At 72.7% G+C, this 26,001-nt stretch carries 16 protein-coding genes and 1 riboswitch; of the genes, 7 read left to right on the forward strand and 9 right to left on the reverse strand.

The genetic code is table 11. The features are described from left to right. Window positions 1-94 precede the first annotated feature (94 nt). The 4 genes from ACFUK0_RS28225 to ACFUK0_RS28240 all read right to left on the reverse strand — a co-directional run bounded on the left by ACFUK0_RS28225 (window position 95) and on the right by ACFUK0_RS28240 (window position 5,407). A complete protein-coding gene (locus ACFUK0_RS28225) occupies window positions 95-1,870 on the reverse strand; it encodes an ABC transporter substrate-binding protein (protein WP_380255080.1) in 1,776 nt (591 codons plus the stop codon). Between the two features lie 127 nt (window positions 1,871-1,997). Further along, complete coding sequence (locus tag ACFUK0_RS28230) at window positions 1,998-2,996, reverse strand: ABC transporter permease (RefSeq protein ID WP_380255082.1); 999 nt, start codon at window positions 2,994-2,996, stop codon at window positions 1,998-2,000. Between the two features lie 586 nt (window positions 2,997-3,582). Further along, window positions 3,583-4,503, reverse strand: coding sequence for an enhanced serine sensitivity protein SseB C-terminal domain-containing protein (locus tag ACFUK0_RS28235; protein ID WP_380255084.1), 921 nt, complete (start codon window positions 4,501-4,503; stop codon window positions 3,583-3,585). A gap of 103 nt (window positions 4,504-4,606) precedes the next feature. Further along, the gene (locus tag ACFUK0_RS28240) at window positions 4,607-5,407 is read right to left on the reverse strand and encodes an enhanced serine sensitivity protein SseB (protein ID WP_380255086.1); all 801 of its coding nucleotides are present in this window, start codon (window positions 5,405-5,407) and stop codon (window positions 4,607-4,609) included. A gap of 231 nt (window positions 5,408-5,638) precedes the next feature. Beyond that, window positions 5,639-5,739: riboswitch (glycine riboswitch) on the forward strand. A gap of 208 nt (window positions 5,740-5,947) precedes the next feature. Here ACFUK0_RS28240 and gcvT point away from each other — a divergent pair. From gcvT to ACFUK0_RS28260, 4 genes are all read left to right on the forward strand, one after another. Continuing rightward, window positions 5,948-7,069, forward strand: a complete 1,122-nt coding sequence (gene gcvT, locus ACFUK0_RS28245; RefSeq protein WP_380255088.1) for a glycine cleavage system aminomethyltransferase GcvT — start codon at window positions 5,948-5,950, stop codon at window positions 7,067-7,069. A 101-nt stretch (window positions 7,070-7,170) separates the two neighbouring features. Further along, entirely contained in the window at window positions 7,171-7,548 is a 378-nt protein-coding gene (gene gcvH / locus ACFUK0_RS28250; RefSeq protein WP_380255090.1) for a glycine cleavage system protein GcvH, read from the forward strand. 129 nt (window positions 7,549-7,677) lie between these two features. Then, a complete protein-coding gene (gene glyA, locus ACFUK0_RS28255) occupies window positions 7,678-8,946 on the forward strand; it encodes a serine hydroxymethyltransferase (RefSeq protein ID WP_380255092.1) in 1,269 nt (422 codons plus the stop codon). Between the two features lie 143 nt (window positions 8,947-9,089). Beyond that, window positions 9,090-10,472: an L-serine ammonia-lyase gene (locus ACFUK0_RS28260; RefSeq protein ID WP_380255094.1), complete on the forward strand. Its 1,383-nt coding sequence runs from the start codon at window positions 9,090-9,092 to the stop codon at window positions 10,470-10,472. Between the two features lie 341 nt (window positions 10,473-10,813). Here the strand turns inward: ACFUK0_RS28260 and ACFUK0_RS28265 are convergent, their stop codons facing one another. The 4 genes from ACFUK0_RS28265 to ACFUK0_RS28280 all read right to left on the reverse strand — a co-directional run bounded on the left by ACFUK0_RS28265 (window position 10,814) and on the right by ACFUK0_RS28280 (window position 15,712). Then, window positions 10,814-11,305: an ATP-binding protein gene (locus tag ACFUK0_RS28265; protein ID WP_380255096.1), complete on the reverse strand. Its 492-nt coding sequence runs from the start codon at window positions 11,303-11,305 to the stop codon at window positions 10,814-10,816. Between the two features lie 179 nt (window positions 11,306-11,484). Further along, window positions 11,485-12,756 (reverse strand): Ig-like domain-containing protein, encoded by a 1,272-nt coding sequence (locus ACFUK0_RS28270; RefSeq protein WP_380255098.1) that lies wholly within the window; start codon window positions 12,754-12,756, stop codon window positions 11,485-11,487. 160 nt (window positions 12,757-12,916) lie between these two features. Then, on the reverse strand, window positions 12,917-14,128 hold the full coding sequence (locus ACFUK0_RS28275) for an Ig-like domain-containing protein (protein WP_380255116.1): 1,212 nt from the start codon (window positions 14,126-14,128) through the stop codon (window positions 12,917-12,919). Between the two features lie 273 nt (window positions 14,129-14,401). Next, window positions 14,402-15,712: an Ig-like domain-containing protein gene (locus ACFUK0_RS28280; RefSeq protein WP_380255100.1), complete on the reverse strand. Its 1,311-nt coding sequence runs from the start codon at window positions 15,710-15,712 to the stop codon at window positions 14,402-14,404. A 321-nt stretch (window positions 15,713-16,033) separates the two neighbouring features. On the opposite strand from ACFUK0_RS28280, the gene glgX reads away from it, so the two are divergent. From glgX to ACFUK0_RS28295, 3 genes are all read left to right on the forward strand, one after another. Then, window positions 16,034-18,307: a glycogen debranching protein GlgX gene (gene glgX / locus ACFUK0_RS28285; RefSeq protein ID WP_380255102.1), complete on the forward strand. Its 2,274-nt coding sequence runs from the start codon at window positions 16,034-16,036 to the stop codon at window positions 18,305-18,307. A 102-nt stretch (window positions 18,308-18,409) separates the two neighbouring features. Next, window positions 18,410-20,314 carry an ABC transporter ATP-binding protein gene (locus ACFUK0_RS28290; RefSeq protein ID WP_380255104.1) on the forward strand — a complete coding sequence of 635 codons (1,905 nt, stop codon included), beginning with the start codon at window positions 18,410-18,412 and terminating at the stop codon, window positions 20,312-20,314. Next, window positions 20,311-22,191: an ABC transporter ATP-binding protein gene (locus ACFUK0_RS28295; protein ID WP_380255106.1), complete on the forward strand. Its 1,881-nt coding sequence runs from the start codon at window positions 20,311-20,313 to the stop codon at window positions 22,189-22,191. The genes ACFUK0_RS28290 and ACFUK0_RS28295 overlap by 4 nt, the downstream gene beginning before the upstream one ends. A gap of 77 nt (window positions 22,192-22,268) precedes the next feature. Here ACFUK0_RS28295 and glgP read toward each other — a convergent pair whose 3' ends face one another. Next, complete coding sequence (gene glgP / locus ACFUK0_RS28300; RefSeq protein WP_380255108.1) at window positions 22,269-24,974, reverse strand: alpha-glucan family phosphorylase; 2,706 nt, start codon at window positions 24,972-24,974, stop codon at window positions 22,269-22,271. Between the last annotated feature and the right edge of the window lie 1,027 nt (window positions 24,975-26,001).

Consider the following 26,001-nt stretch of genomic DNA (forward strand, 5'->3'; position numbering starts at 1 on the left):
CCTCGTGGGGGGCCCGGCCGGCCCGGCGAAGCCTTCACCTGCCCTTCGGACTAGCGGTACGAACTACGGAAGCGGGCGGGTCGGACGGACCGGGTCACTTGCCGTCGGAGACACCGAGGGCCTGGAAGTCGATCTCGCCGCCCAGCGCGTCCTGGGTGTAGACGTTGGTCAGGCGCGGGTTGCGGTAGTTGAGCGCCTTGTCCGCGACGATCGGCAGGTAGTAGCCCTGGTCGATGACCTTGTGGTTGATCTTCTTGTAGAAGTCGGCGGCCTTGGCCGGGTCGGTCTCGCCGGTCGCCGCGTCGAACCAGCCGTTGATCTCCGGGTCGTTGATCTCGGAGTAGTTGCTGTTGCCGTTCTGGGTGATGAACCGGCCGTCGGTGAGCGGCTGGAGGAAACCGCCGCCGTTCGGGTAGTCGGCCGCCCAGCCCATCACGATCAGGCCGTAGCCCTTCGTCCCGACGACGCTCGGCGAGCCGATCTCGGAGGCGATCAGCTTGCCGTCGTACTGGTCCACGGTGACGTCGACGTTGATGGCCTTCAGCGCGCTCTGCAGGGCGACGGCGGAGTTGACTTCCTTCTCCTTGTTGCCGCGGACCGCGATGTTGGTCTTGAAGCCGTCCGGCTTGCCGCAGAGCTTGAGCTCCTCCTTGGCCTTCGCCACGTCGGGCTTGCCCTTGGTGAAGCCGAACGGGTCGTAGTCGTCCGAGCCGAGGATGTTCGGCGGCAGCATGGAGCCGTAGGTGGAGCCGGCCGTGGAGCCGCCGCGGGCGGTCTGCAGGGCGGTGGTGTCGGCCGCGTACAGGACGGCCTTGCGGCAGTGCTCGTTGTCGAACGGCGCGACCTTCGGCACCACCGAGATGTAGCGGATGAAGCCGTTGTAGGCGTCGTCGGTGTGGGCCTTGAGCGCCGGGTCGGTCAGCACCTTGGCGCCGGCGGCCTGGGAGAGGCCGGTCTGGCTGAAGTCGATGTCGGCCGAGCCGTCGAGCAGGCGGGCGTCCATGTCGTCGGCGTTGGTGGTGATGGTCAGCTTCACGACGTCCGGCAGCGCCTTGCGGACGGTGTCCGTCGCCTGGTCCCAGCTCTCGTTGCGGACCAGCTCGACGGACTTGCCGGGCTCGATCGACTTGAACTTGTACGGGCCCGAGGAGACCGGCTTGTCACCGTACTTGGAGCCGGTGTCCAGCTTGGCCGGCACCGGCGAGGCGCTGCCCATGGCCAGCAGGTACAGGAAGGAGGAGTCCGGCTTGGCCAGGTGGAAGACGATGGTGCTGTCGTCCGGGGTCTCGACCGTCTTCAGGCCCAGCTTGTTCGGGTCGGCGTCGGTGTAGGGGCCCTTGTAGTCCTGGCCCTGGTCCAGGGACTGGATCAGGTAGGTCGGGCCGCCGCTGATGACGTCCTGGGCGAAGATCCGCTCGATGCCGTACTTGATGTCCTTCGAGGTGATCGGCGAGCCGTCCTCGAACTTCACCCCGGGCTTCAGCTTGAAGGTGTACGTCTTGCCGTCGGCCGCGATCTCCGGCTGGGCCGCCGCGAGGTCGGGGACGAGCTTGAGGCCGTCCTTGCCGGGCTTGGAGTCGTACGTCAGCAGCGTACGGGCGTAGTAGCGCTGGAAGTTCCACACCGAGGCGTAGTAGGCGCGGCCCGGGTCCCAGGAGTCGGCGTCCGTGCTGGTCCACAGGTTGATGGTGCCGCCCTTCTTGTCCGAGGGGTTGAGCACCTTGCCGACCGCGGCGTTGAAGCCGCCCTCACTGCCGCCCTTGCTGGCGTCGCTGCTGGTGCCGCCGCCCTTGGAGCCGCCACAGGCGGAGGCGGTGAGCACCAGCGTGGCCACCAGGGCAGTGGCGGCGAGCGTCCGGTTACGCGTCATGAGTACGGTTCCTCCTGAGGATGTGCGGGCCCGATCGGTCCGCCGGGACGTGCTGGTCCCCGGGTGCGGGGTGGGACTGCTGGGGGTGCCGGAGCGGCGGACTGCGGGGAGCCGCACCGGCGTCGGCTCAGTTCCCCTTGGGGTCGAGCGCGTCGCGCAGGCCGTCACCGAAGAGGTTGAAGGCGAGCACGGTGACGAAGATCGCGAGGCCCGGGACGACCATGTAGGTCGGGTCCACCTGGTAGATCTTGGTGGCCTGCGAGAGCATCTGGCCCCAGGACGGGGTGGGGGGCTTGACCCCGGCGCCCAGGAAGCTGAGCGCGGCCTCGCTGAGGATGTTGGTCGGGATGATCAGCGTCGCGTAGACGAGGATCGGCGCGACCAGGTTGGGCAGCAGCTCGCGCAGCAGGATGTGGATGCTGCCGGCGCCCAGGCTGCGGGCCGCGTCGACGAACTCCCGTTCGCGCAGCGACAGTGCCTGCCCCCGGACGATGCGCCCGATGTAGGGCCAGCCGAAGAAGCCGATCACCAGGATCAGGATCGCCATCCGGACGCCGCTGCCGGTCAGTCCGAGCAGCTCGTTGGGCATCACCGAGACCAGCGCGATGGAGAACAGCAGTTGCGGGAAGGCCAGCAGGACGTCCATCACCCTGCTGATCGCCGCGTCCACCCAGCCGCCGAAGTAGCCGGCCGCGACGCCCATCAGGACGCCGATGACGACCGAGACGCCGGCCGCGAGGAAGGCCACGAGCAGCGAGATCTGGGCCCCGTAGAGGATCCGGCTGAAGACGTCCCGCCCGAAGGTGGGGTCGACGCCGAGCAGGTAGTCACCGCTGATGCCGCCGAAGGCGCCCTTGGGCAGGCCCAGTTCGGGGTTGATCTGGTCCGGGTGCGGCTCGTCGACCGGGTGGCCGAACAGTGAGGTGAGCACCGGTGCGAGAAGCGCGGCGAGGATCAGCAGCACCACCACGACGCCGCCCGTGAGGGCGACCTTGTCGCGTTTGAGGCGGTCCCAGGCGATCCTGCCCGGGGAGCGGCCTTCGATCCGCTTCGCCGGCGCCGCGACGGCCTGCTCGGCCGTCTGCCCGCCGGTCTGCGATCCGGTGGTGTCGATGGGTGTGGTCATGAGTCAGTTCGGTCCCCTCGCCGACGGTGGCCGGCCCACGGTGCCCGGTCGCGCGAGGTGTTCCGGCCCGATCCGGGCCAGGACTGCGTGTGCCGGGCGTCGCTACTGGTGCGTTGCAACGGTGCGGTGGTGCGCCGGTCGCCGGTCGGCGGTACGGCGGTGCGGAAGTTCAGCGGTTCGGTCGTGCGGTGCTGCAGCTGTGCTGGCGTGCGGCGGTACGGGGTACGGCGCAGGTGGTGCTCAGGTGCTCAGGTGCTCCGCCCGGGATGGCGCATCGGGCGGATCATGCGGCCTGCGTGCGTATTCGCCCTTGTGGGGCCGCACCCGTGGACTGCATTGCCGGAACTCTCTGTCATCCGGACGACGTTGCGCCAGACCTGACAACCGAAGGATGCCCAACTGTGATCTGTCGGCATGCACGGTCCCGGCAGCCGCATAGTGTTCTTCACATGGCTGTTACATGCATGTCAAGATCGGGAACAGAACTGGCGCAATGATGGCCCGGAAAACGCCATGACCGGCCTGATTCGATGTCAGGCCGGTCATGGGTGGAGACACTCAAGGTGAAGGTTTCGCAAAGGCGCCCTCAGCGCCCGGGGTACCCCGACCACGGCTGCTGCGGCCACCCCGGGCCGGCCGGCGGCTGGGCGCCGTACGGGTAGGGGCCCTGCGGCGCCTGCGGGTACGGGCCCTGCGGCGGGTAGGGGCCCTGCGGCGGCCGGCCGGGGCCCGCCGCCTCCCGGTCGAAGAACGGGCGGGCGTTCGCCCGCATCCACATCGCCACCGGGTCGTACTCGTCGGCCATCGCCACCGTCGACACGGCGAGCCCCTCCGGGGCGACCGCGACGGCCCGCTGCATCAGCGCCCGGACCGCCTCCACCGCGGGCGGCGAACTGTCGTAGAGCTCCAGGCCGATCGCCAGGTACGGCTCGCCCACCGACGGTCGCACCCAGGCCCGGCGCAGCGCCCGGACGGCCCGTACCTCGACCGCCTGGTGCTCCAGCAGTCCGTAGAACTGCGGTGCCTGGACCTGCGGTTCGCTCAGCTGGAGCGGCCCGGCGGGCAGCCGGTCCAGCCCGGCCGCGATCCGGCGCAGGTCCGCCCACGGGATGCCGACCCCGCCGCCGGGGGCGTGCGGGTTCAGCCACAGGCCCCAGCGGGTGCGGTACAGCGAGGCGGCGATCTCCTGCCCGGAGATCACCTCGTGGGCGCGCGCCCAGCCGCTCGCCGCGAGCTGCTCGGGGGAGGTGACGGCGGGCGCGTAGCCGTGGCCGGAGACGTCCATGTTCCCGTACTGGGCGTCCGGACTGCCCGGGGTGCCGTGCCAGAGCAGCATCCAGACCTGGCCCTCGGCCAGGGCGCGCAGCAGGCTCTCGTACGCCTCGTAGCGCTCCGGCCCGACCTCGCGCAGGGCGCGCTCCAGCGCCCCCTGGTCCCCGCCGGGGCGCGCGGTGGGTGCCGGACCCCACGGTCCCGGTGCACCGCCTCCTGCCGCTCCCGCGCTCACTTCGGCCCCTCTTCCCGTCCGCTACCGCCAATGTCGCCAGGTCTCCGACGCAGCCTAGGGGGCGTCGCGGACAGTCGCCATGCCGACGTGCCCCACTCTGCGGTCACATCCTTGTGTAGAACGGCCGCACCTGGCTCAGCAGCCACTCGACCACCGGGTCGTCCACCAGGTCGAGCAGCACGAGGTGGACGCCGCCGGGCAGCGGCGCGGTTCCCAGCGCCCGCCCGAGCGCCTCGTTCACCGCGCCCGGGTCGGCCGGCCAGGCCGTGTCCAGCTGCACGCCGACGAACAGCACCGTCGGCTCGCCCTCCACGCTCGCCAGCGCCCGGCGCGCCGTCAGCACACCCGGCATCGCCGCGAGTTCGACGCTCGCGGCGGACAGGAAGCCGATCGGCTCCTCCTCCGGGGCGGGCTCGCGCAGCGCGACCCGGCCGCCGGCGCCGTCAGCGGCCCCGCCGCCGTCCCAGCGGTCCTCGCGCGGCCCGCGCCGCAGCTCCGCCACCCCCGCCGGGGGCACCGGGATACCGACCGGGGCGTGCGGGTTCACCGCGATGCCGAGGCCGAGCGGCAGGCCGCGCGCGAACTCCCACACCGGCGCGACGGCGAAGGCCAGGCCCGGGGCGTGCTGGAGGAACTGCTCCTGCGAGGAGAACACCGGCACGTAGGGGGCGGCGGCCAGTTCGATCGTCGGCAGGTCCAGTGACCCGCCCTGCGGGTCGGCGCCGGCCGGCAGCGGGATCCACACCTGGCTGCGCGCCAGCACCTCCATCACCCGGGGCGTGGCGCCCGGGTCGCCGAGCGCGGCGGTGAGCACCTGCTCCAGCTCGTTGGCCGGCCAACTGCCGCCCGGCGGCGCCACCCCCGGCCCGCCCCACGCCTGCGTGTCCTCCACCGGGTACCCCATGCGCGCCTGTACCGCCCCGTCTCTCGCCCTCGCCGCTGACGCGCCAGCCTATCGGCCCGGCGCGCCGGCGGACCGGGCGCGCACGGGACCCGATCGGGCCCGCGAATTCCCGGGGCCCTGACCGGCGGCAGGCGACGACCGCGAGCGCCCCGGGGGCGGGCCGAGCCTATGAGAGGATGTGCGCGTCCTCGTGCGTGGTCCGGCGGGGCGCCCAACTTCATACTGGCCGCTCGAACCCGCGCGGGAGAGTCCGGAGTGCCCCTGGGTACGGCCGGCGCCGAAGGAGCAAGTCCTCCCCGGAATCTCTCAGGCACCCCTACCGCACGGGCGAGGCACATCTGGAAAGCGGACACGGCCCTGCCGTGCGCCCACCCACGGTGCAAGCCGCCATGCTGTCCTCAGGGCAGCGCGCGGTGAAGCTCTCAGGTTGTGACGACAGATGGGGAGACCCAGCCGCCGCATGCCCGCGCGCAGGTCGAGCCCCGTCAGGGCCGCTACGGCGTGCGCACACCTGAGTGCCCAGCCCAAGGAGTACAGGCCATGTCGTCCCCCCGTCTCACCGCGCTCGACGCGCTGCACCGCGCCCTCGGCGCCACCATGACCGACTTCGCCGGCTGGGACATGCCGCTGCGCTACGGCAGCGAGCGCGAGGAGCACCTCGCCGTCCGGACGAAGGCCGGCCTGTTCGACCTCTCGCACATGGGCGAGATCACCGTCTCCGGCCCGCAGGCCGGCGAGCTGCTCGACCACGCGCTGGTCGGCTTCATCTCGGCGCTCGGCGTGCTGCGCGCCCGCTACACGATGATCTGCGCCGAGGACGGCGGCATCCTGGACGACCTGATCGTCTACCGGACCGCCGAGAACGAGTACCTGGTCGTCGCGAACGCCTCCAACGCCCAGCTGGTGCTGGACGAGCTGACCGCCCGTGCCGGCGGCTTCGACGCCGTCGTCCGCGACGACCGCGACGCCTACGCGCTGATCGCCGTCCAGGGCCCGGAGGCGAACGGCATCCTGGCCTCCGTCACCGACGCCGACCTGCCGGGTCTCAAGTACTACGCGCTGCTGCCGGCCACGGTGGCCGGCAAGCAGGTCTGGCTGGCCCGGACGGGCTACACCGGCGAGGACGGCTTCGAGATCTTCTCGGCCCCCGCCGACGCCGGGCACCTGTGGACGGCGCTGACCGAGGCGGGCCGGGGCGCCGGCCTCGTCCCGTGCGGCCTGTCCTGCCGGGACACGCTGCGCCTGGAGGCGGGCATGCCGCTGTACGGGCACGAGCTGAACACGGAGCTGACGCCGTTCGACGCGGGCCTGGGCCGGGTGGTGCGGTTCGACAAGACCACCAACGGCGGCGCCTTCGTCGGCCGCGAGGCGCTGGAGCGGGCGGCCGCCGAGGCCGGGGCGAACCCGCCGCGGGTGCTGGTCGGCCTGGTCTCCGAGGGCCGCCGGGTGCCGCGCGCCGAGTACGCCGTGGTGGACGCCGAGGGCGCCCCGGTCGGCCGGATCACCTCGGGTGCGCCGTCCCCGACGCTGGGCAGGCCGATCGCGATGGCGTACGTGGACGCCGCGCACGCCGCGCCCGGCAGCACCGTCGCGGTGGACGTCCGCGGCAAGCACGAGCCGGTCGAGGTCGTCGCGCTGCCGTTCTACAAGCGCGCCCGCTGACCCTGCCGCCCGCGCCACCACCCCCCTCCCCGACGTCCGCCCGTCGGACATTTCGGCCACCCGTTTTCCGCCGACCGCCTCCCATCCTGGAGAATGACGCCATGAGCAACCCCCAGCACCTGCAGTTCAGCAAGGAGCACGAGTGGCTGACCGCCGCCGAAGGCGGTGTCTCGACCGTCGGCATCACCGCCCACGCGGCCGACGCCCTCGGTGACATCGTCTACGTGCAGCTGCCCGCGGTCGGCGACACCGTCACCGCAGGTGAGACCTGTGGCGAGCTCGAATCCACCAAGTCGGTGAGCGACCTGTACTCCCCCGCGACCGGCGAGATCGTCGAGGTCAACCAGGCCGTCGTCGACGAGCCGGCCCTGGTCAACTCCGCCCCCTTCGAGGGCGGCTGGCTGTTCAAGGTCCGGCTCGACGGCGAGCCGGCGGACCTGCTGAGCGCCGACGAGTACACCGCCCTCACCGGCGGCTGAGCCACCCCGACGGAGGCGGCCGCAGCGCGGCGGCCGCCCCCGCCCGGCCCCTTGCCCGCTCCCGCCCGCCCCCGGCCGCCGACGGCCGACGTGCTGCGCGCGGCTGCCCCACGACGGGAAGATCCCACGATGACGGTTCTCAACCAGTCCCTGCACGCTCTCGACCCGGAGATCGCCGCCGCGGTCGACGCCGAGCTGCACCGCCAGCAGACCACCCTGGAAATGATCGCCTCCGAGAACTTCGCCCCGGTGGCGGTCATGGAGGCCCAGGGCTCGGTGCTGACCAACAAGTACGCCGAGGGCTACCCCGGCCGCCGCTACTACGGCGGCTGTGAGCACGTCGACGTGGCCGAGCAGATCGCCATCGACCGGGTGAAGGAGCTGTTCGGCGCCGAGCACGCGAACGTCCAGCCGCACTCGGGCGCACAGGCGAACGCCGCCGCGATGTTCGCGCTGATCCAGCCGGGCGACACCATCCTGGGCCTGAGCCTGGCCCACGGCGGCCACCTGACCCACGGCATGAAGATCAACTTCTCCGGCAAGCTCTACAACGTGGCCGCGTACCACGTCGACGAGAAGACCAACCTGGTCGACATGGCCGAGGTCGAGCGCCTCGCCAAGGAGCACCAGCCGAAGCTGATCATCGCCGGCTGGTCCGCCTACCCGCGCCAGCTGGACTTCGCCGCCTTCCGCCGCATCGCGGACGAGGTCGGCGCCCTGCTGATGGTCGACATGGCGCACTTCGCCGGCCTGGTGGCCGCGGGCCTGCACCCCAACCCGGTGCCGTACGCCGACGTGGTGACCACCACCACCCACAAGACCCTCGGCGGCCCGCGCGGCGGCGTGATCCTCTCCAAGGCCGAGTGGGCCAAGAAGATCAACTCCGCGGTGTTCCCCGGCCAGCAGGGCGGCCCGCTGGAGCACGTGATCGCCGCCAAGGCCGTCGCGTTCAAGGTCGCCGCGTCGGAGGAGTTCCAGGAGCGCCAGCAGCGCACCCTGGCCGGCGCGAAGATCCTCGCCGAGCGCCTGCTGAAGTCCGACGCCACCGAGGCCGGCGTGTCCGTGCTCTCCGGCGGCACCGACGTCCACCTCGTCCTGGTGGACCTGCGCAACAGCGCGCTGGACGGCCAGCAGGCCGAGGACCGCCTCCACGAGGTCGGCATCACGGTCAACCGCAACGCCGTCCCGAACGACCCGCGCCCGCCGATGGTCACCTCCGGCCTGCGGATCGGCACCCCGGCGCTCGCCACCCGCGGCTTCCAGGCCGAGGACTTCACCGAGGTCGCCGACATCATCGCCGAGGCACTGCTGCCCGCCTTCGACGAGGCCAAGGCCGCCGCCCTGAAGGCCCGGGTCAGCGCGCTGGCCGCGAAGTACCCGCTGTACCCGAACCTGTAGGACCAACCTCAGCACCCCGTGAGGCGGCCCACCCCCGCCGTCCTCCCGGAAACCCCGGGGCACCGCGCACACTGAACAGTGAGGCGGTGCCCCGTCCCATGCACTGCTTGTCCTTCCACGAGACCCGACAAGGACGTCCCCCCGTGGCCCTCAGCGTCTTCGACCTCTTCTCCGTCGGCATCGGCCCGTCGAGCTCCCACACCGTCGGCCCGATGCGGGCCGCCCGGATGTTCGCCCGCCGCCTGAAGTCCGAAGGGCTGCTGGTCCGGACCACCGCCGTCCGGGCCGAACTGTTCGGCTCGCTCGGCGCCACCGGCCACGGCCACGGCACCCCGAAGGCCGTCCTGCTCGGCCTGGAGGGCAACTCCCCGCGCACGGTGGACGTCGGCCAGGCCGACCTCGACGTGGAGCGGATCAGGGCCGCGAAGCGGCTGCGGCTGCTCGGCCACGACCTCGGGGACACCCACGAGATCGCCTTCGACCCCGCCACCCAGCTGATCCTGCACCGGCGCCGCTCGCTGCCGTACCACGCCAACGGGATGACCCTGGCCGCGTACGACGCCGACGGCGTGCCCGTGCTGGAGAAGACGTACTACTCGGTCGGCGGCGGCTTCGTGGTCGACGAGGACGCCCTCGGCGCGGACCGGGTGAAGCCGGACGACACCGTCCTGCGGCATCCCTTCCGCACCGGCGAGGAGCTGCTGCGGCTCACCCGGGAGACCGGGCTGTCGATCTCCGGCCTGATGCTGGAGAACGAGAAGGCCTGGCGCAGCGAGGCGGAGATCCGCGCCGGGCTGCTGGAGATCTGGCGGGTGATGCAGGAGTGCGTGCGGGCCGGCATGTCCCGCGAGGGCATCCTGCCGGGCGGGCTGAAGGTCCGCCGGCGGGCCGCCTCGGGCGCGCGGGCGCTGCGCGCGGAGGGCATCGGCCCGGCGAACGCGATGGAGTGGGTCACCCTCTACGCGATGGCCGTCAACGAGGAGAACGCCTCGGGGCAGCGGGTCGTCACCGCGCCGACCAACGGCGCCGCGGGCATCATCCCGGCCGTCCTGCACTACTTCCTGAACTTCATCCCCGGCGCCGACGAGGACGGCATCGTCCGGTTCCTGCTGGCGGCCGGTGCGATCGGGATGCTGTTCAAGGAGAACGCCTCGATCTCGGGGGCCGAGGTCGGCTGCCAGGGCGAGGTCGGCTCGGCCTGCTCGATGGCGGCGGGCGGCCTGGCCGAGGTGCTGGGCGGCTCCCCCGAGCAGGTGGAGAACGCGGCCGAGATCGGCATCGAGCACAACCTGGGCCTGACCTGCGACCCGGTCGGCGGCCTGGTGCAGATCCCGTGCATCGAGCGCAACGGGATGGCCTCGGTCAAGGCGATCACGGCGGCCCGGATGGCGCTGCGCGGCGACGGCCGGCACCACGTGTCGCTCGACAAGGCGATCAAGACCATGAAGGAGACCGGCGCCGACATGAAGGTCAAGTACAAGGAGACCTCGCGCGGCGGCCTCGCGGTCAACGTCATCGAGTGCTGACGCCCGGGGGCCCGGCAGTGGGCCCAAGTGGTGAATAATCAAAGGCCATTTCGTTAATCCATTCATCCACCAAAGGTGAACTGGGTTACATACCTTGCGATCGAAGCCCCACAGTTTGCTCACATCGTGAGACGCATGCGATAGTCGAAGCAGCCCGGGGCGTGACGACGCACCGGGCGCAATCCACGGCCGACCAACCGACCTGGCACGGCCGTCCCCATCGCGCGGTACGCACCCCCTTGACCAGCGCGATGACCTGCAGGGGCCCCCGCACCGGTACCACGGTGCCCGGGGGCCCTGCGTGTTTTCCGGGGCCGCACCGCGTGGGCCGCAGCCGGGCCTCAGCCGCGCTCGCGGACCTTGAGCTCGAACCAGACGCCCTTGCCGCGGGGCAGCAGGTCGGCGCCCCAGCGGTCCGAGAGGTCGTCCACCAGGAGGAGGCCGTAGCCGGTCTCGGCGAGGCCCGGTTCGGCGACGATCCGGCAGGGCAGGGCGCGTGAGGAGTCGCGGACCTCGACCCGGAGCCAGCCCGGGCGGCGCTGTAACTGGAGGCCGATGGTGCGCCCGGCGGCGTGGCGGACGGCGTTGGCGACCAGCTCGCCGGTGAGCAGCTCGCCCGCCTCCAGCTGCTGGTGCAGGCCCCAGGACTGCAGGACGGAGAGGATCAGCCGCCGGGCCACCGACGCGGACTGCGCACGGGAGGGCAGGACGACCTCGTCGGACCCCGCCTGGTCGCACATCCGGCCGAAATACACCTGCTGCAGCTCCGCCGGGCTGAGCCGTTCCAGGGCCGCCAGCGCCAGTGGCCTGCTCCCGGACGGACCGTCACCCACCAGGCCGGCCACAGGATGTGATGACTGTTCCGCTTCGCCCCATCCCGCCATGTGCCCATCATTGCGGAACGCATGCGGCCGCGTACGGACAATGAGCAAACAATCACTACCCTTCCGGCATATGCCGGTGGCGACCCGTTCGATCACGGGCCGCCACCGCCGGAATCACCCGGGGCCGGCTACCAGGAACCCCAGGGCAGGTTCCAGCCACTCAGGCCGTTGTCCGGCGCGACCTGGCCGCGCTCGGAGTTGACCACCGTGACGACGTCGCCGACCAGCGAGTCGGCGTAGAACCGGCCCGCCACGGTGTTCTCGCCGCCGCCCTTGACGTCCTGCAGTCCGACGCACCCGTGGCTGGTGTTCTCCTCGCCGAAGGAGTGGCCCCAGTAGTTGCCGTGCACGTACGTGCCGGAGTCGGTCAGCCGCATCGAGTGCGGCACCATCAGGTCGTACGGCGCGCCCTTGATCCCCGGCAGGGTGCTGGAGCGCATGTTCACCACGCCCTCCTTGGCGGAGATGACCATCGTGCCGTTCCAGGTCGGGTTCTCGGGCGAGCCGGAGGTGATCGGGATGACCGTGCTCTTCCCCTCGTTCACCACGGTCATCTCGTGGGTGTCCGCGTCCACGCCGGAGACCTGCGAGCGGCCGATGACGAACGGCTCGTCGCGGTCCACCCCGCCGTAGACGCCGGGGGAGACCTCGACGCTCTTCAGCCGGTAGTGGACGGTCACCCTGGTGCCGGGCTTCCAGTACGCCTCGGGGCGCAGGTCGAGCCGGCGGTCGCCGAACCAGTGGCCCTTGACGACCGTCCCGTTGTCGGTCTCGAAGGTGATGCCCTTCGCCACCTCGGCCTTGTTCTTCACGTCCTTGTCGAACGTCACCGAGACGATCATGCCGACCCCGTACGTCCCGCCGTCGGCGACGTTGTCCGTCGGGCCGGCCTCGTGCTCCGGCGTCAGCGTGGTGAAGCTGCTGTCCGCCGTGGCGACCAGGCCGCCGGCGTCCGCGGCCTGCGCGTTCACCCGGTACGCCGTGCCGACGGCGAGCGGCGCGGACGGCAGCCACCTGGCGCCGTCCGGGGTGGTGGCCCCCGCCACCTCCCGGCCGTCCCTGTCGGTGACGTGCACGGCGGTGAGCGTCCCGCCCGCCACCGAGACCTGCAGCGCGCCCGGCGCGACGCCGGTGGCGCCGTTCCCGGGCGAGATGTCCAGCACCGCCGCCGAGACCTTCGGCTGCGGCTGCGCGGCGGTGGCGGCCGGTGCCGGCGTCCCCGTGCCCGCCCCGCCCCCCGCGGCCGGCGCGCCCCCCTTGCTGCCGCCCTCGGCGGCGCCCGCGCCGCCGCCGCACGCGGTGGTCAGCACCAGCACGCCGCCCAGTACCGCGGCGGCCGCCCCCCTGCGTATCGCGCCCGTCGTGCGTATCGACCCGATGGGCCTGCGTATCGCCTGCACGGCCGACTCCCTCCCTTGATCCACAGCACCTGGCTGCCCAGACGGATACACGCCGTGGGGGGCGGAAAAGTTGCGCGCGGCCGCCGCCGATCCCGGCGGGGGCGAAAAAACCGGCCCGGCCCCGTGGGAGGGGGCCGGGCCGGTCGGGATCGCGCCGGGACTACCAGTTCTTCCAGTCCAGCGTCCAGCCGCTGAGGCCGTTGTCCGGCTTCACGACGGCGCTGGTGGAGTTCTTGATCGTGACCGGGTCGCCGATCATCGAGTCGTTGAAGAACTTGCCCGCCACCGAGGTGTCGCTGCCGCCCTGGACGTCCTGCATGGAGATGCAGCCGTGGCTGGCGTTGCTCTTGCCGAACGGGTTCGCCCAGTAGTTGCCGTGCAGGAAGGTGCCCGAGTCGGTCAGCCGCATCGCGTGCGGGACGTCCTTGATGTCGTACTCCGCGCCCAGGCCGACCGTCTCCGAGTTCATCCGGGTGACCTTCTCCTTGCTGGAGATCACCATGGTCCCGTTCCAGGAGGCGTTCTTGGCGTCGCCCAGGGTCACCGGCAGGGTCGTGCTCTTGCCGTCCCGCACCACGGTCATCTGGTGCGTGGCGGAGTCGGCGGTGGAGACCTGCGAGCGGCCGATGACGAACGGCTCGTCCTTCTCCACGTCGCCGTAGACGCCCGGAGCTATCTCGACGTTCTTCAGCCGGTACTTGATGGTCACCTTGGTACCGGGCTTCCAGTACTTCTCCGGACGGAAGTCCAGTCGCTGGGTGCCGAACCAGTGGCCCTTGACCGTGGTGCCGTCGCTGGCGACGAACGTGATGCCGGCCAGCACCGCGTCCTTGTTCTTGACCGCCTTGCTGAACCTCACCGAGACGATCATGCCGACGCCGTACGTGGCGTTGTCGGCGATGTTGTCGTTGGTGGAGACGGTCTTGGCCGGCGTGAGCGTGGTGAAGCTCGTGGTGGACGCGGCCACCAGCCCGGCCGCGTCGGTGGCCTGGGCACTGACCTTGTAGACCATGCCCACGGCCAGCGCACCGGAGGGCTTCCAGCCCAGCCCGTCGGCGGTGATCTCACCGGGGACGGCCTTGCCCTCCTTGTCGGTCACCTCGACCGTGGTCAGCTTGCCGCCCGCCACCGACACCGCGAGGGCGTTGGTCGGGGCGACGTCCGCCGCGCCGTCGGCCGGCTGGACGTTCAGCACGGCGGCCGAGACCGTCGGCGCCGACGGCGTGGGTGCGGGCGCGGCCGAGCCGTCCGACCCGGCCGGCGTCGCTCCCCCGGTCGCGGCGATGTCGTTGCTCGCACCGCCGGCGTCGCCACCTGTGCTGCCGCCGCTGTTCGACGAGCAGGCGGCCCCCAGCAGCAGCACGCCACCCATCATCAGTGCGACAGCGCCCTGGCGCCCCCGGCCGGTCCTACGTATTGCGGCGTTGTCCGCCCTAACCGGCTTCACTCGGTCTCTCCCCTCCCGGTATCCACCCTGAATACACGCGCTGGTGCCCGAATGGGTTGCACCGGGAGTGGACCTTTCACACCTGGGGCCCGGGGGCGAGGAGCAGGATAGCCGGACTGGCTGAGTGAATCTCCGGCGGGAGGGCGGTGCTCTCCCGGTGGTTCCCCAGTGATCACCCAGTGAACTCACAGCGTGGACTCACCGCGGGCCACCGGCCGGCGCCGCAGTGGTGGCCGGGGCAGCGGCCGCAGCGGTGGCCGCGGCGGTGGGGGTCCCGGCCGCCAGGGCGCTGCCGGCCAGCCACTGCGGCCAGGGCAGGTTCCAGCCGTTCAGCCCGTTGTGCGGCGGGACGGCCTCACCCGCCGAACCGCGGACCTCGATCACGTCACCGGTGATGGTGTGGTCGAACAGCCAGCCCGCCGGCGTCTCGCCGGTGCCGCCCTTGGCGTCGGCCAGTCCGATGCAGCCGTGGCTGGTGTTGTCGTTGCCGAAGACCTCCGGGTCGGCCCAGTAGTTGCCGTGGATGAAGGTGCCGGAGGTGGTCAGCCGCATCGCGTGCGGGACGTCCTTGATGTCGTACTCGTCGCCGAGGCCGACGGTCTGCGAGTTCATCCGGGTCACCTTGAACTTCTCCGAGACGACCAGCGCACCGAGGTACGTGCTGTGCTCGGGGGTCCCGCCGGAGATCTTCAGCCGCCGCAGCACCTTGCCGCCCTGGCGGACGGTGAGGGTGTGCTCGTCCAGGTCGACGACGCTGACCTGGGACCGGCCGACGGTGAACCGGACGTCCCGGTTCTGGGTGCCGAGTTCGCCCGGCGCGCCCTGGACGCCCTTGAGGCGCAGGGTGAGGGCGACCCGGGTGCCGGGCGCCCAGTAGTGCTGCGGGCGGAAGTCCAGCCGCTGGTCGCCGAACCAGTGGGCGGCGACCGGGACGGGCGGCTCGGCGGTGACGGCGACGGCACGCTCCACGGCGGCCCGGTCGGCGATCGGGCGGCTGAAGCGCAGCGAGACGGGCATGCCGACGCCGACCGTGCTGCCGTCCTCGGGGGTGAAGAAGGCCACGAAGGTGCGGGCCCGGGCGATGGTGGAGAACGCGACGTGCCGGGTCGCCCGGGCGCCGTCCCGGTCGGTCGCGGCGGCGTCCAGGGCGAGCGTGGTGGCGAGCGGGAGCAGGCCGTCCGGGGTCCAGGAGGCGCCGTCCTCGGCGATCGTGCCGGGCACCTCGGTGCCGTTCGGGCCCTTCAGCCGGACGGAGTCCAGCCGGCCGCCCTCGGCCACCGTGACCCTGACCGGTCCCTCCGGCGCGAGGTCGCGGCTGCCGTCACCCGGTGTCACGAGGATCACCGGGCGGGACGCCGCCGGCGGCCCGGCGGCGTCGGCGGCGGGCGCCGGGCCGCCGCCCGCGCAGCCGGCGAGCAGTCCGAGGGCGAGCACGGCAGCGAGCACGGCGGCGAGGACGGCTCCGAGGGCGGCCGCCCGTCCGGGCCGGGCCTGCGGTCCGGGGCGCATCCGGCCTCCCGAGGTGTCCGTGTCTTCGATGGCGTGCCGCCCGGTGACCGGGCCGGGGCCGGCCGGGCGCGAGATGACGGGTCGTCATGGGCCGGTTGTCCGCCAGCCTACGGGTCGAACCGCCCGTTGTGGGGCATAACGACCCCGAGGCCCGCCGGACACGAACGGATGTCGGCGCGGAGGGAACGGCTGCGTGGCTCACGGGGAGACAGAATCGTTCACAGTCCGTCACAAGGTGATCCGCCACGTGACAGCGGCATCCGATCAGGGAACACATGTGGGACGGGGTACGGGACGCCCCGTGCTGGGAGGGGTGCGGCCATGACGGCTGGGCAGGAACTGGGACCGGACGCGCGACCGGGCGGACCGGCCGACGAGGGCGGGCCCGCGCCCTACCCCGGCGCGCCCGCCGGGCCGGCCCCGGACAGCCCCTGGCCGGGCAGCTGGCAACCGCTGGGCGCCCGCTTCCGCACCGGACCCGAGGGCACCCGGGGCACCAACTTCGCGCTCTGGGCGGCCGGGGCCGAGGCCGTCGACCTGTGCCTGTTCGACGAGGACGGCCAGGAGAGCCGGCACCGCCTCACCGAGCAGAACTTCCAGACCTGGCACGGCTACCTGCCCGGCGTCCTGCCCGGCACCCGCTACGGCTTCCGGGTGCACGGCCGCTGGGACCCGTGGACGGGCGCCCGGTGGAACCCGGCGAAGCTGCTGCTCGACCCGTACGCCCGCGCCGTCGAGGGCCGCTACACCGCGCACGACGCCACCTGCGGCTCCGTCCGCGACTGGCCCGAACGGGACGTCGCCGACACCGTCCGCGACAACCGGGACTCCGCGCCGTACGTGCCCAGGGCCGTGGTCGTGCACGACGACGACGACTGGTACGACGACCAGCGGCCGAAGACGCCCTGGGCCGAGACCGTCCTCTACGAGGTGCACGTCCGCGGCTTCACCATGCGCCACCCCGGGGTGCCGCCCGAGCTGCGCGGCACCTACGCCGGGCTCGGGCACCCCGCCGCGATCGAGCACCTCACCGGCCTGGGCGTGACCGCCGTCGAGCTGCTGCCCGTCCACCAGTTCGCGGACGAGGACCACCTGCAGGCCCGCGGGCTCACCAACTACTGGGGCTACAACAGCATCGGCTACTTCGCCCCGCACGCCGGCTACTCGGCCTCCGGCAGCCGGGGCCAGCAGGTGGCCGAGTTCAAGCGGATGGTGCGGGCGCTGCACGCGGCCGGCATCGAGGTCATCCTCGACGTGGTCTACAACCACACCGCCGAGGCCGGCGAACTCGGCCCCACCCTCTCGCTGCGCGGCATCGACAACGCCGGCTACTACCGCCTGCCGCTGCACCGCCGCCGCGGCTACGCCGACTACACCGGCTGCGGCAACACCCTCGACACCCGCCAGCCGCAGACCGTCCGGCTGATCACCGACTCGCTGCGCTACTGGGTCACCGAGATGGGCGTGGACGGCTTCCGCTTCGACCTGGCCGCGGCGCTGGCCCGGGGCAGCGACGGCGTCGAGATGCACCACCCCTTCCTCGCCGCCGTCTCGCAGGACCCGGTCCTCAGCCGGGTCAAGCTGATCGCCGAACCCTGGGACGTCGGGGCCGGCGGCTACCAGGTCGGCGGTTTCCCGCCGCTCTGGGCCGAGTGGAACGACAAGTACCGCGACACCGTCCGGGACTTCTGGCGCGGCGCCCGCCCCGACGTCCGCGAGCTCGGCTACCGCCTCTCCGGCTCCTCCGACCTGTACCAGCGCGGCGGCCGGCGCCCCTACGCCTCGGTCAACTTCGTCACCGCCCACGACGGCTTCACGCTGCGCGACCTCGTCACGTACCAGCACAAGCACAACGAGGCCAACGGCGAGGACAACCGGGACGGCACCGACGACAACCGCTCCTGGAACTGCGGCGCCGAGGGCGAGAGCACCGACCCGGAGGTCCAGGAACTGCGGCTGCGCCAGCTGCGCAACCTGCTCGCCACCCTGCTGCTCTCCACCGGCGTGCCGATGCTCACCGCCGGCGACGAACTCGGCCGCACCCAGGGCGGCAACAACAACGCCTACTGCCAGGACAACGAGGTCAGCTGGCTGGACTGGTCCCTGCTGGACGACCCCGGCCGGCGCTCGCTGCGCGACCTCACCGCCCGGCTCGTCCGGCTGCGCCGCCGGCACCCGGTGCTGCGCCAGCGGGCGTTCTTCTCCGGTCGCGCCGCCGTCCCCGGCGGCCAGCCCGACCTCTCCTGGTTCACCCCGCAGGGGCGGGAGATGACGGAGGCCGACTGGTTCGGCCCCACCGTCGGGCTCGGCATGCTGCTCTCCGGCAGCGCGATGTCGGAGCGCGACCAGCACGGCCGCCCGCTGCGCGACGACAGCTTCCTGCTGCTGCTCAACGCCGGCGACCGCGTGCTCGACTTCACCCTGCCGGGCGGGCCGCGCGCCACCGGGTACGAGAGCGTCCTGGACACCGCCCTCGCCGACCAGCGCGCCGACCCCGCCACCCGTCACCCGGCCCTGGCCGCGCTCCCGCTGCCGGCCCGCTCGCTGCGGCTGCTGCGCCTCGTCCCCACCACCCCCAACGGCACCCACCCGTGACTCCCGTCCGCCTCCGGGGCGGCGGGCCGGGTGGCCGGTTCTCGCCGACAGGTGCAATAAACCGGATGAGAAGTGACCGGTCACCGACATACGCTCTCGGCGATGGCCGAGAACCAAGACTCCACGCTGCCGCAGTCGACACCCCGACCGAAGCAGGAGGATCCGGACCCACCCGCACCGGACCTGCCCTCCCCCGACCGGGGAGCACCTGACCGAGACGCACCTGAGCACAGGTCGACGGTCAGGTCCCTGCTGCGCCTGGCGCCCTACGCGCGCGCGATCCGGTGGCGGCTGGCCGCCTCGATCGGCGCGGCGCTGGTCGCCTCCGCCAGCGTGCTGGTCGTCCCGCTGGTCCTCGGCAGGATCGTGGACGGGCCGATCGCCCGGCACGACATGGCGGCGCTCTGGCCGCTCGCCGGGCTGCTGCTCGCCCTCGGCCTGGTCGAGGCAGCGCTGTTCTACAGCCGCCGGGTGATCCTGGCCCGCCCGCTGTCCCGGCTGGAGACGGCGATGCGCGGCGACCTGTACGCGAAGCTGCAGCGCCTGCCGGTGTCGTTCCACGACCGGTGGAGTTCCGGGCAGCTGCTCTCCCGGGCCACCTCCGACATGTTCACCATGCGGCTGTTCCTGGCCTTCCCGCTGGTCTTCCTGATCGTCAACTCGGTGATGTTCCTGGCCGGCACGGCCGTGATGTTCACCCTGGACTGGCGGCTCGCGCTGATCACGCTGCTGCCCGCCGCGCCGCTGATCGTGCTGACCCGGCACTTCGAGTCCGGCTACTCGGTGGCCGCCCGCCGCGCCCAGGACCAGACCGGCGACCTCGCCACCGTGATCGAGGAGTCCGTCCTCGGCATCCGGATCCTCAAGGCGTTCGGCCGGCACCGCACGATGGCCGAGCGCTTCCGCGGCCAGACCCACGAGCTGCGGGCGACCGAACTCCACAAGGCGGGCATGCTGGCCAACCTGTGGGCCGTCATCGTCGGCCTGCCCGAGCTCGCGCTCGGCTGCGCGCTCGCCGTCGGCGCCTACCTGGTCTCCCAGGACGAACTGACCACCGGCGCCCTGGTCGCCTTCCTCTCCACCGCGCTGGCGCTGCGCTGGCCGGTCGAGTCGCTCGGCTGGCTGCTGGCCTACGCGAACGAGGCCTCGACCGCCACCGACCGCTTCTTCGAGGTCCTGGACGAACCGGAGACCGCCGACGCCCCGGCCGCCGGGGCCGCACCCGCCGAGGACACCGGCCTGCGCCTCACCGGCGTCCGGTTCCGCTACCCCGACGCCCCCGACGACACCCCGGACCTCCTCCGGGGCGTCGACCTGCACATCCGGCCCGGCGAGACGATGGCCCTGGTCGGCGCGACCGGCAGCGGCAAGACCACGCTGACCGCCCTGCTCCCCCGGCTGTACGAGGCCACCGGCGGCGTGATCACCCTGGACGGCAAGGACATCCGCGGCATCCCGCGGGCCCGGCTGCGCGAGCTGGTCTCGGTGGCCTTCGAGGAGCCGACCCTGTTCTCCGCCTCGGTCGGCGAGAACGTCCTGATGGGCGCCCCCGAGGCCTCGCCCGAGCAGCTCCGCCGCGCCCTGGAGACGGCCCAGGCGGGCTTCGTCGAGCGGCTCCCGGCCGGCGTCGGCACCCAGGTCGGCGAGCAGGGCCTGAGCCTGTCCGGCGGCCAGCGCCAGCGCCTGGCCCTGGCCCGCGCGGTCGTCGGCGACCCGGCCTTCCTGGTGCTGGACGACCCGCTGTCCGCCCTGGACGTGCACACCGAGGCGCTGGTCGAGCAGGCCCTGCGCGAGGTGCTCGCCGCCACCACCGCCCTGGTGGTGGCCCACCGGCCGAGCACCGTCCTGCTGGCCGACCGGGTGGCGGTGCTCGACGACGGCCGGATCGCCGCCGTCGGCACCCACCAGGAACTGCTGGAGTCCTCCGCCGTCTACCGCCGGCTCATGTCGGGTGAACCGACCCCGGGCGAGAGCGCCCCCACCCTGGAAGGGAGTTCCGCCCGATGAGCACCAGCACCGTCGAACCGGCCACCGAGACGGCGGCCACCGCCGCCGACCCGGCCCTGGAGCCCGAGGAGCTGCTGCCGCCGGCCGACGACGAGGACATCCCCGTCCCGCCCGGCGCCGCCCGCGCCCTGCTCTCCTCGCTGCTCGGCCCGCACCGGGCCAGGATCGCCGTCGCGATGCTGGTGATCCTGGTGCAGCAGGCCGCCCTGCAGGCCGGCCCGCTGCTGATCGCCGTCACCATGGACCGGGCGATCCCCGCCCTGCGCGACCACGACAGCGGCCCGCTGATCGCCGTCATCGCGGCCTACCTGGGCTGCGCCGCGGTCAGCACCGTCCTGCAGCGCGCCTTCATCCGGCTGAGCGCCCGGATCAACCAGGACATCCTGCTGGAGCTGCGCGGCCGGATCTTCCGGCACGCCCAGCGGCTCAGCCTGGACTTCCACGAGCGCTACACCTCGGGCCGGATCACCTCCCGCGCGACCAGCGACGTGGACGCCCTGCGCGAGCTGCTCTCCGAGGGCCTCCAGGAACTGCTGACGGTGTTCCTGTCGGTGTTCTACATCTCGGTGCTGCTCATGGTGATGGACTGGCGCCTCGGCCTGGTCTCGCTCGCCTCCTTCCTGCCGCTGTACCTGATCGTGCGGTCGTTCCGGCGGCGCTCGCTGCGGGTCTACCGGCGCTCGCGCACCGCCGTCGCCACCCTGATCGTGAAGTTCACCGAGACCATGAACGGCATCCGCCCGGTGCAGGCCTTCCGCCGGGAGGCCGCGAACGACGCCGCGTTCGGCGAGGTCAACCGGCAGTCGGCGGTGGCCAACGCGGACGGCTTCATGGAACTGGCCCGATTCGTCGGCCTGGCCCGGACCACCGCCAACGTCTGGGTCACCGGCATCGTCGTGCTGGGCGCGTACCTCGTCACCGGCGGCAGCCTGGAGCTGGGCGTGCTGACCGGCTTCGTGCTCTACCTGCGCCGGCTGTACGACCCGATCGACCAGCTGGCGATGTTCCTGAACAGCTACCAGTCGGCCGCCGCCGCCCTGGAGAAGATCGCCGGTCTGCTCGCCCACGAGCCGACCGTCGCCGAACCGGCCGAACCGGTCGCGCTGCCCGGGTTCCCGCCCTTCAGCCCGGGGGGAGCGAGGGGTCGCGAGGTGGTCTTCTCCGGCACCCGTTTCGCGTACCGGACGGGCAAGGAGGTGCTGCCGTCCTTCGACCTGGTGCTGGCGGCCGGGCAGACCACCGCCGTGGTCGGCGCCACCGGCGCGGGCAAGTCCACCCTCGCGAAGCTGCTGGCCCGCTTCTACGACCCGACCGACGGCCGGATCACCCTGGACGGCGTGGACCTGCGCGACCTGGCCACCGCCGACCTGCGGCGCGGCGTGGTGATGGTGACCCAGGAGTCCTTCCTGTTCTCCGGGACGGTCGCCGAGAACATCGCCATCGGCCGGCCGGGCGCCACCCGCGCGGAGGTCGAGCAGGCGGCCCGGGAGATCGGGGCGTACGAGTTCGTCGCCGCCCTGCCGGACGGCTTCGACACCGACGTCCGCAAGCGCGGCGGCCGGATCTCGGCGGGCCAGCGCCAGCTGGTCGCCTTCGCCCGGGCACTGCTCGCCGACCCGGCCGTGCTGATCCTGGACGAGGCGACGTCCTCGCTGGACGTGCCCGGGGAGCAGGCCGTGCAGCACGCCATGCGGACGGTGCTGGCCGGGCGGACGGCCGTGATCATCGCGCACCGGCTCTCCACCGTGGAGATCGCCGACCGCGTGCTCGTGATGGAGCAGGGCCGGATCGTGGAGGACGGCAGCCCGGCCGATCTGATCGGCGGCGCCGGCCGCTTCGCCGGCCTGCACGAGGCCTGGCGGGCGAGCCTGGTCTGACGCGCCCGGTCCGGCATGCCGGGCGGCCGGGCCCGTTCAGGGCCCGGCCGCCAGGCGCAGCAGGTCGGCGCGGCAGGTCAGCGCAGCAGGCCCGCGTCCATCCCGGCCGTCTCGGCGGGGAGGGCGACCAGGCCCAGCTCCACCGGCGAGGCCAGCAGCGGATGGGCCGGCAGCACCCGGACGGTGTAGCCGAACGGGCCGGTGCGGCTGAGTTCGAGCGAGCCCTCGTAGCGCGTCCGGCCGTCGAGGTCCGGACCGCCCGCCGGCTTGAGGGCGAGCACGGCGGCGTCGGAGATGCCGTCGCCCTCGTCCACCCGGCCGGAGACCAGCTGGACCTCGACGTCGGCCGGCTCCAGCGGGCCGAGCGAGACCTGGACCCGCAGCGCCAGGGCGCTGCCCAGCTCCTGCGCCTCGTCGGGGCACTCGGCCTCGACGTGCTCGACCCGGACGCCCGGCCAGGCCTGGCGGACCTTCGCCTTCCAGCCGGCCAGCTCCCGGGCCCCGGCGTGCGGAGCGCCGCCCGGCACCTCGGCGGACAGCTCGCGCTGGGCCACCGCCGCCGGGGTGTAGAGCCGCTCCACGTACTCGCGGACCATCCGGCCGGCCAGCACCTTGGGCCCGAGGGTGACCAGCGTGTGCCGGACCATCGCGATCCAGCGGTGCGGCAGCCCGTCCGCGCCCCGGTCGTAGAACCGGGCCGCGACCTGGTGCTCGATCAGGTCGTACAGCGCGGCGGACTCGATGTCGTCACGCCGCTCGGCCTCGGCGCTCTCCGGGTCCAGCACGCTGCCGACGCCGTCGGCGGTGGGGATCGCCCAGCCGTTCTGGCCGTCGTACCACTCGTCCCACCAGCCGTCGAGGACGGACAGGTTGAGGCAGCCGTTGAGCGCCGCCTTCATCCCGGACGTGCCGCAGGCCTCCAGCGGCCGCAGCGGGTTGTTCAGCCAGACGTCGCAGCCCGGGTAGAGGCGCTGGGCCATCGCCATGTCGTAGTCCGGCAGGAAGACGATCCGGTGCCGGACGGCCGGGTCGTCGGCGAAGGCGACCATCTGCTGGATCAGCCGCTTGCCGCCGTCGTCCGCCGGGTGGGCCTTGCCCGCCACCACGATCTGCACCGGCCGGGTGGGGTGCAGCAGCAGCGCCCGCAGCCGCTCCTGGTCGCGGAGCATCAGGGTGAGCCGCTTGTACGAGGGCACCCGGCGGGCGAAGCCGATGGTGAGCACGTCGGGGTCGAGCACCGACGTGACCCAGCCGAGCTCGGCGTCGCCGGCGCCGCGCTGGCGCCAGGAGGCGCGCACCCGGCGCCGGGCCTCGTCGACGAGCTGGGCCCGCAGGGCGCGCCGCAGCTCCCAGATCTCACCGTTGCCGATCCGCTCCAGGCCCGTCCAGCGCTTGGTCTCGCCGGTGGTCATGGCGTCCTCGGCGCGCTCGGCGCCGATCTCGGCCGCACCGAGCCGGACGACCGCCGGGTCGATCCAGGTGGGCGCGTGCACCCCGTTGGTGACGGAGGCGATCGGCACCTCGGCGGCGTCGAAGCCGGCCCAGAGGCCGTTGAACATGGACCGGCTGACCTCGCCGTGCAGGGTCGAGACGCCGTTGGCGCGCTGGGCGAGCCGCAGGCCCATCGCGGCCATGTTGAACAGCTTCGGGTCACCGCCGCGCCAGCTCTCGGCGCCCAGCGCGAGCACCTGCTCGACCGGGACGCCGGCCAGCGCGGTGTCGCCGCTGAAGTGCCGGGCGACCAGGTCGCGGTCGAAGCGGTCGATCCCGGCCGGGACGGGCGTGTGGGTGGTGAACAGGGTGCCGGCCCGGACGGCCTCCAGGGCGGCGGCGAAGTCGAGCCCCGGGCCCTCCTCGGCCTTCTCCCCGGCGGGCCCGCCGGCGTCGGCGATCAGCTCGCGGATCCGCTCCACGCCGAGGAAGCCGGCGTGGCCCTCGTTGGTGTGGAAGACCTCGGGGGCGGGGTGCCCGGTGAGCCGGCAGTAGGTGCGGACGGCGCGGACGCCGCCGATGCCGAGCAGCATCTCCTGGAGCAGCCGGTGTTCGCTGCCGCCGCCGTAGAGGCGGTCCGTGACGTCGCGTTCGGCCGGGGAGTTCGCCTCGATGTCGGAGTCGAGGAGCAGCAGCGGTACCCGGCCGACCTGGGCCTTCCAGATGTGTGCGGCGAGGGTGCGGCCCGCCGGTAGCGCGAGGTCCACCCGGACGGGCGTGCCGTCCGGCTCGCGGAGGAGGCTGACGGCCAGTTCGTCGGGATCGAGCAGCGGGTAGCGCTCCTGCTGCCAGCCGTCCCGGCTGAGGGACTGGCGGAAGTAGCCGTGCCGGTAGAAGAGGCCGACGCCGATCAGCGGCACGCCGAGGTCGCTGGCGGCCTTGAGGTGGTCGCCGGCCAGGATGCCGAGACCGCCGGAGTACTGGGGCAGGGCGGCGGCGATGCCGTACTCGGGCGAGAAGTAGGCGATCGCCGCCGGCAACGGGCTGTCGGCGACCGCGCCCTGGTACCAGCGCGGGCCGGCCAGGTAGTCGCGCAGGTCGTCGGCGAGGTCGCCGAGCCTGCGCAGGAAGCGCCGGTCGGCGGCCAGCGCGGCGAGCCGGGCGGCCGGGACCTCACCGAGCAGGCGTACCGGGTCCTCCCCGGTGGCGGCCCACACCTCGGGGTCGACGGATCGGAAGAGGTCTCTGGTCTCCGAATGCCACGACCAGCGCAGGTTGAGCGCGAGCTCGTGCAACGGCTGGAGTTGTTCGGGCAGGACGGTGCGGACGGTGAATCTGCGGATTGCCTTCACGGCGTGAAGCGTAGACCCGCGAACCGGCCTGAGGGTGTGTCACCTGGCGTATTGGTGATCCGTTCGGCCTATTGATGAGATCGCATTCAGCGCATTGGACTGCGCGGGGGGCGCGCGCGGCGCACTTTTCCAAGTCCCGCACCACCAGTGCGTGAACACTGTGGAACAGCTTCATTTCCGCTGGCCGATATACCTCCTGATACGTCCGAAAGTGTCGTCGTACCGCTGCGTAGGTCTTGTCCGCAGTGCGACTATGAACAAAGGTCGTTGATGCTGCGGGGTGTGCGGCGACGGGTGGCGCCCCCTGGATGCAGCACGTCCGAATCCTTGTCCGGTCGACAAACCCTCATCTTCCTTAGCCCATTCGGCCCTCGCCGCGTTTCCGTTGCGTGTCCTCGCGCTGTGCCCGCTCGTTCACGGGTGGGTTGGGTCGCACTGGGGCGCGCCCGGAGAGGTGCGCGCCGGGACGCGCGCGGGCTCCCGGGCTCCCGGCCGCAGGCACGGCCGGGGCCGGGCAGGTTGCCGGGCGCGGCGGCGCGGGCAGGCTTTCGAAGGCGCGACCTCCCCCCACCCAGCAGTTCTCCCGGTACTCCCCTGGCCCCGGACCGGCCGGCGGGAGCTGCCGCCGATCTCGGGCAGGAGCTTGGCATGCACGGCGACACGCGGGACCAGTCCACACCGGTGGCCGACACGCGCGACGCGGCGGTCGCGGAATCCGCCGAACGGACGGATTCTGACAGTCGGGCGACGACGGCCGGCCAGGCCGACCCGGCGATGCCCAAACCCCGGGACGCCGGGGCCGACCGTCCGGAGCAGTCCGCTCCGGACCGAGAACCCGCGGCCCGGCCGGCCCCCGCACGCAAACGCGCGGCGCGCGGCGCCGCCACCACTACCACCACCAGCACCCGCGTCGCCGGCAGCGCCGGCCCGGGCGGTGCCGGTGCCGGCACCGGCACCGGCACCGCCCGGAGCACGCCCCGCAAGACCACCGCCCGGAAGACCGCCGCCCGAAAGACGACAGAGAGCG

Origin of the sequence: Kitasatospora sp. NPDC057223 (assembly GCF_042669755.1) — a bacterium.
In the GTDB taxonomy this organism is placed as follows: Bacteria; Actinomycetota; Actinomycetes; order Streptomycetales; family Streptomycetaceae; genus Kitasatospora.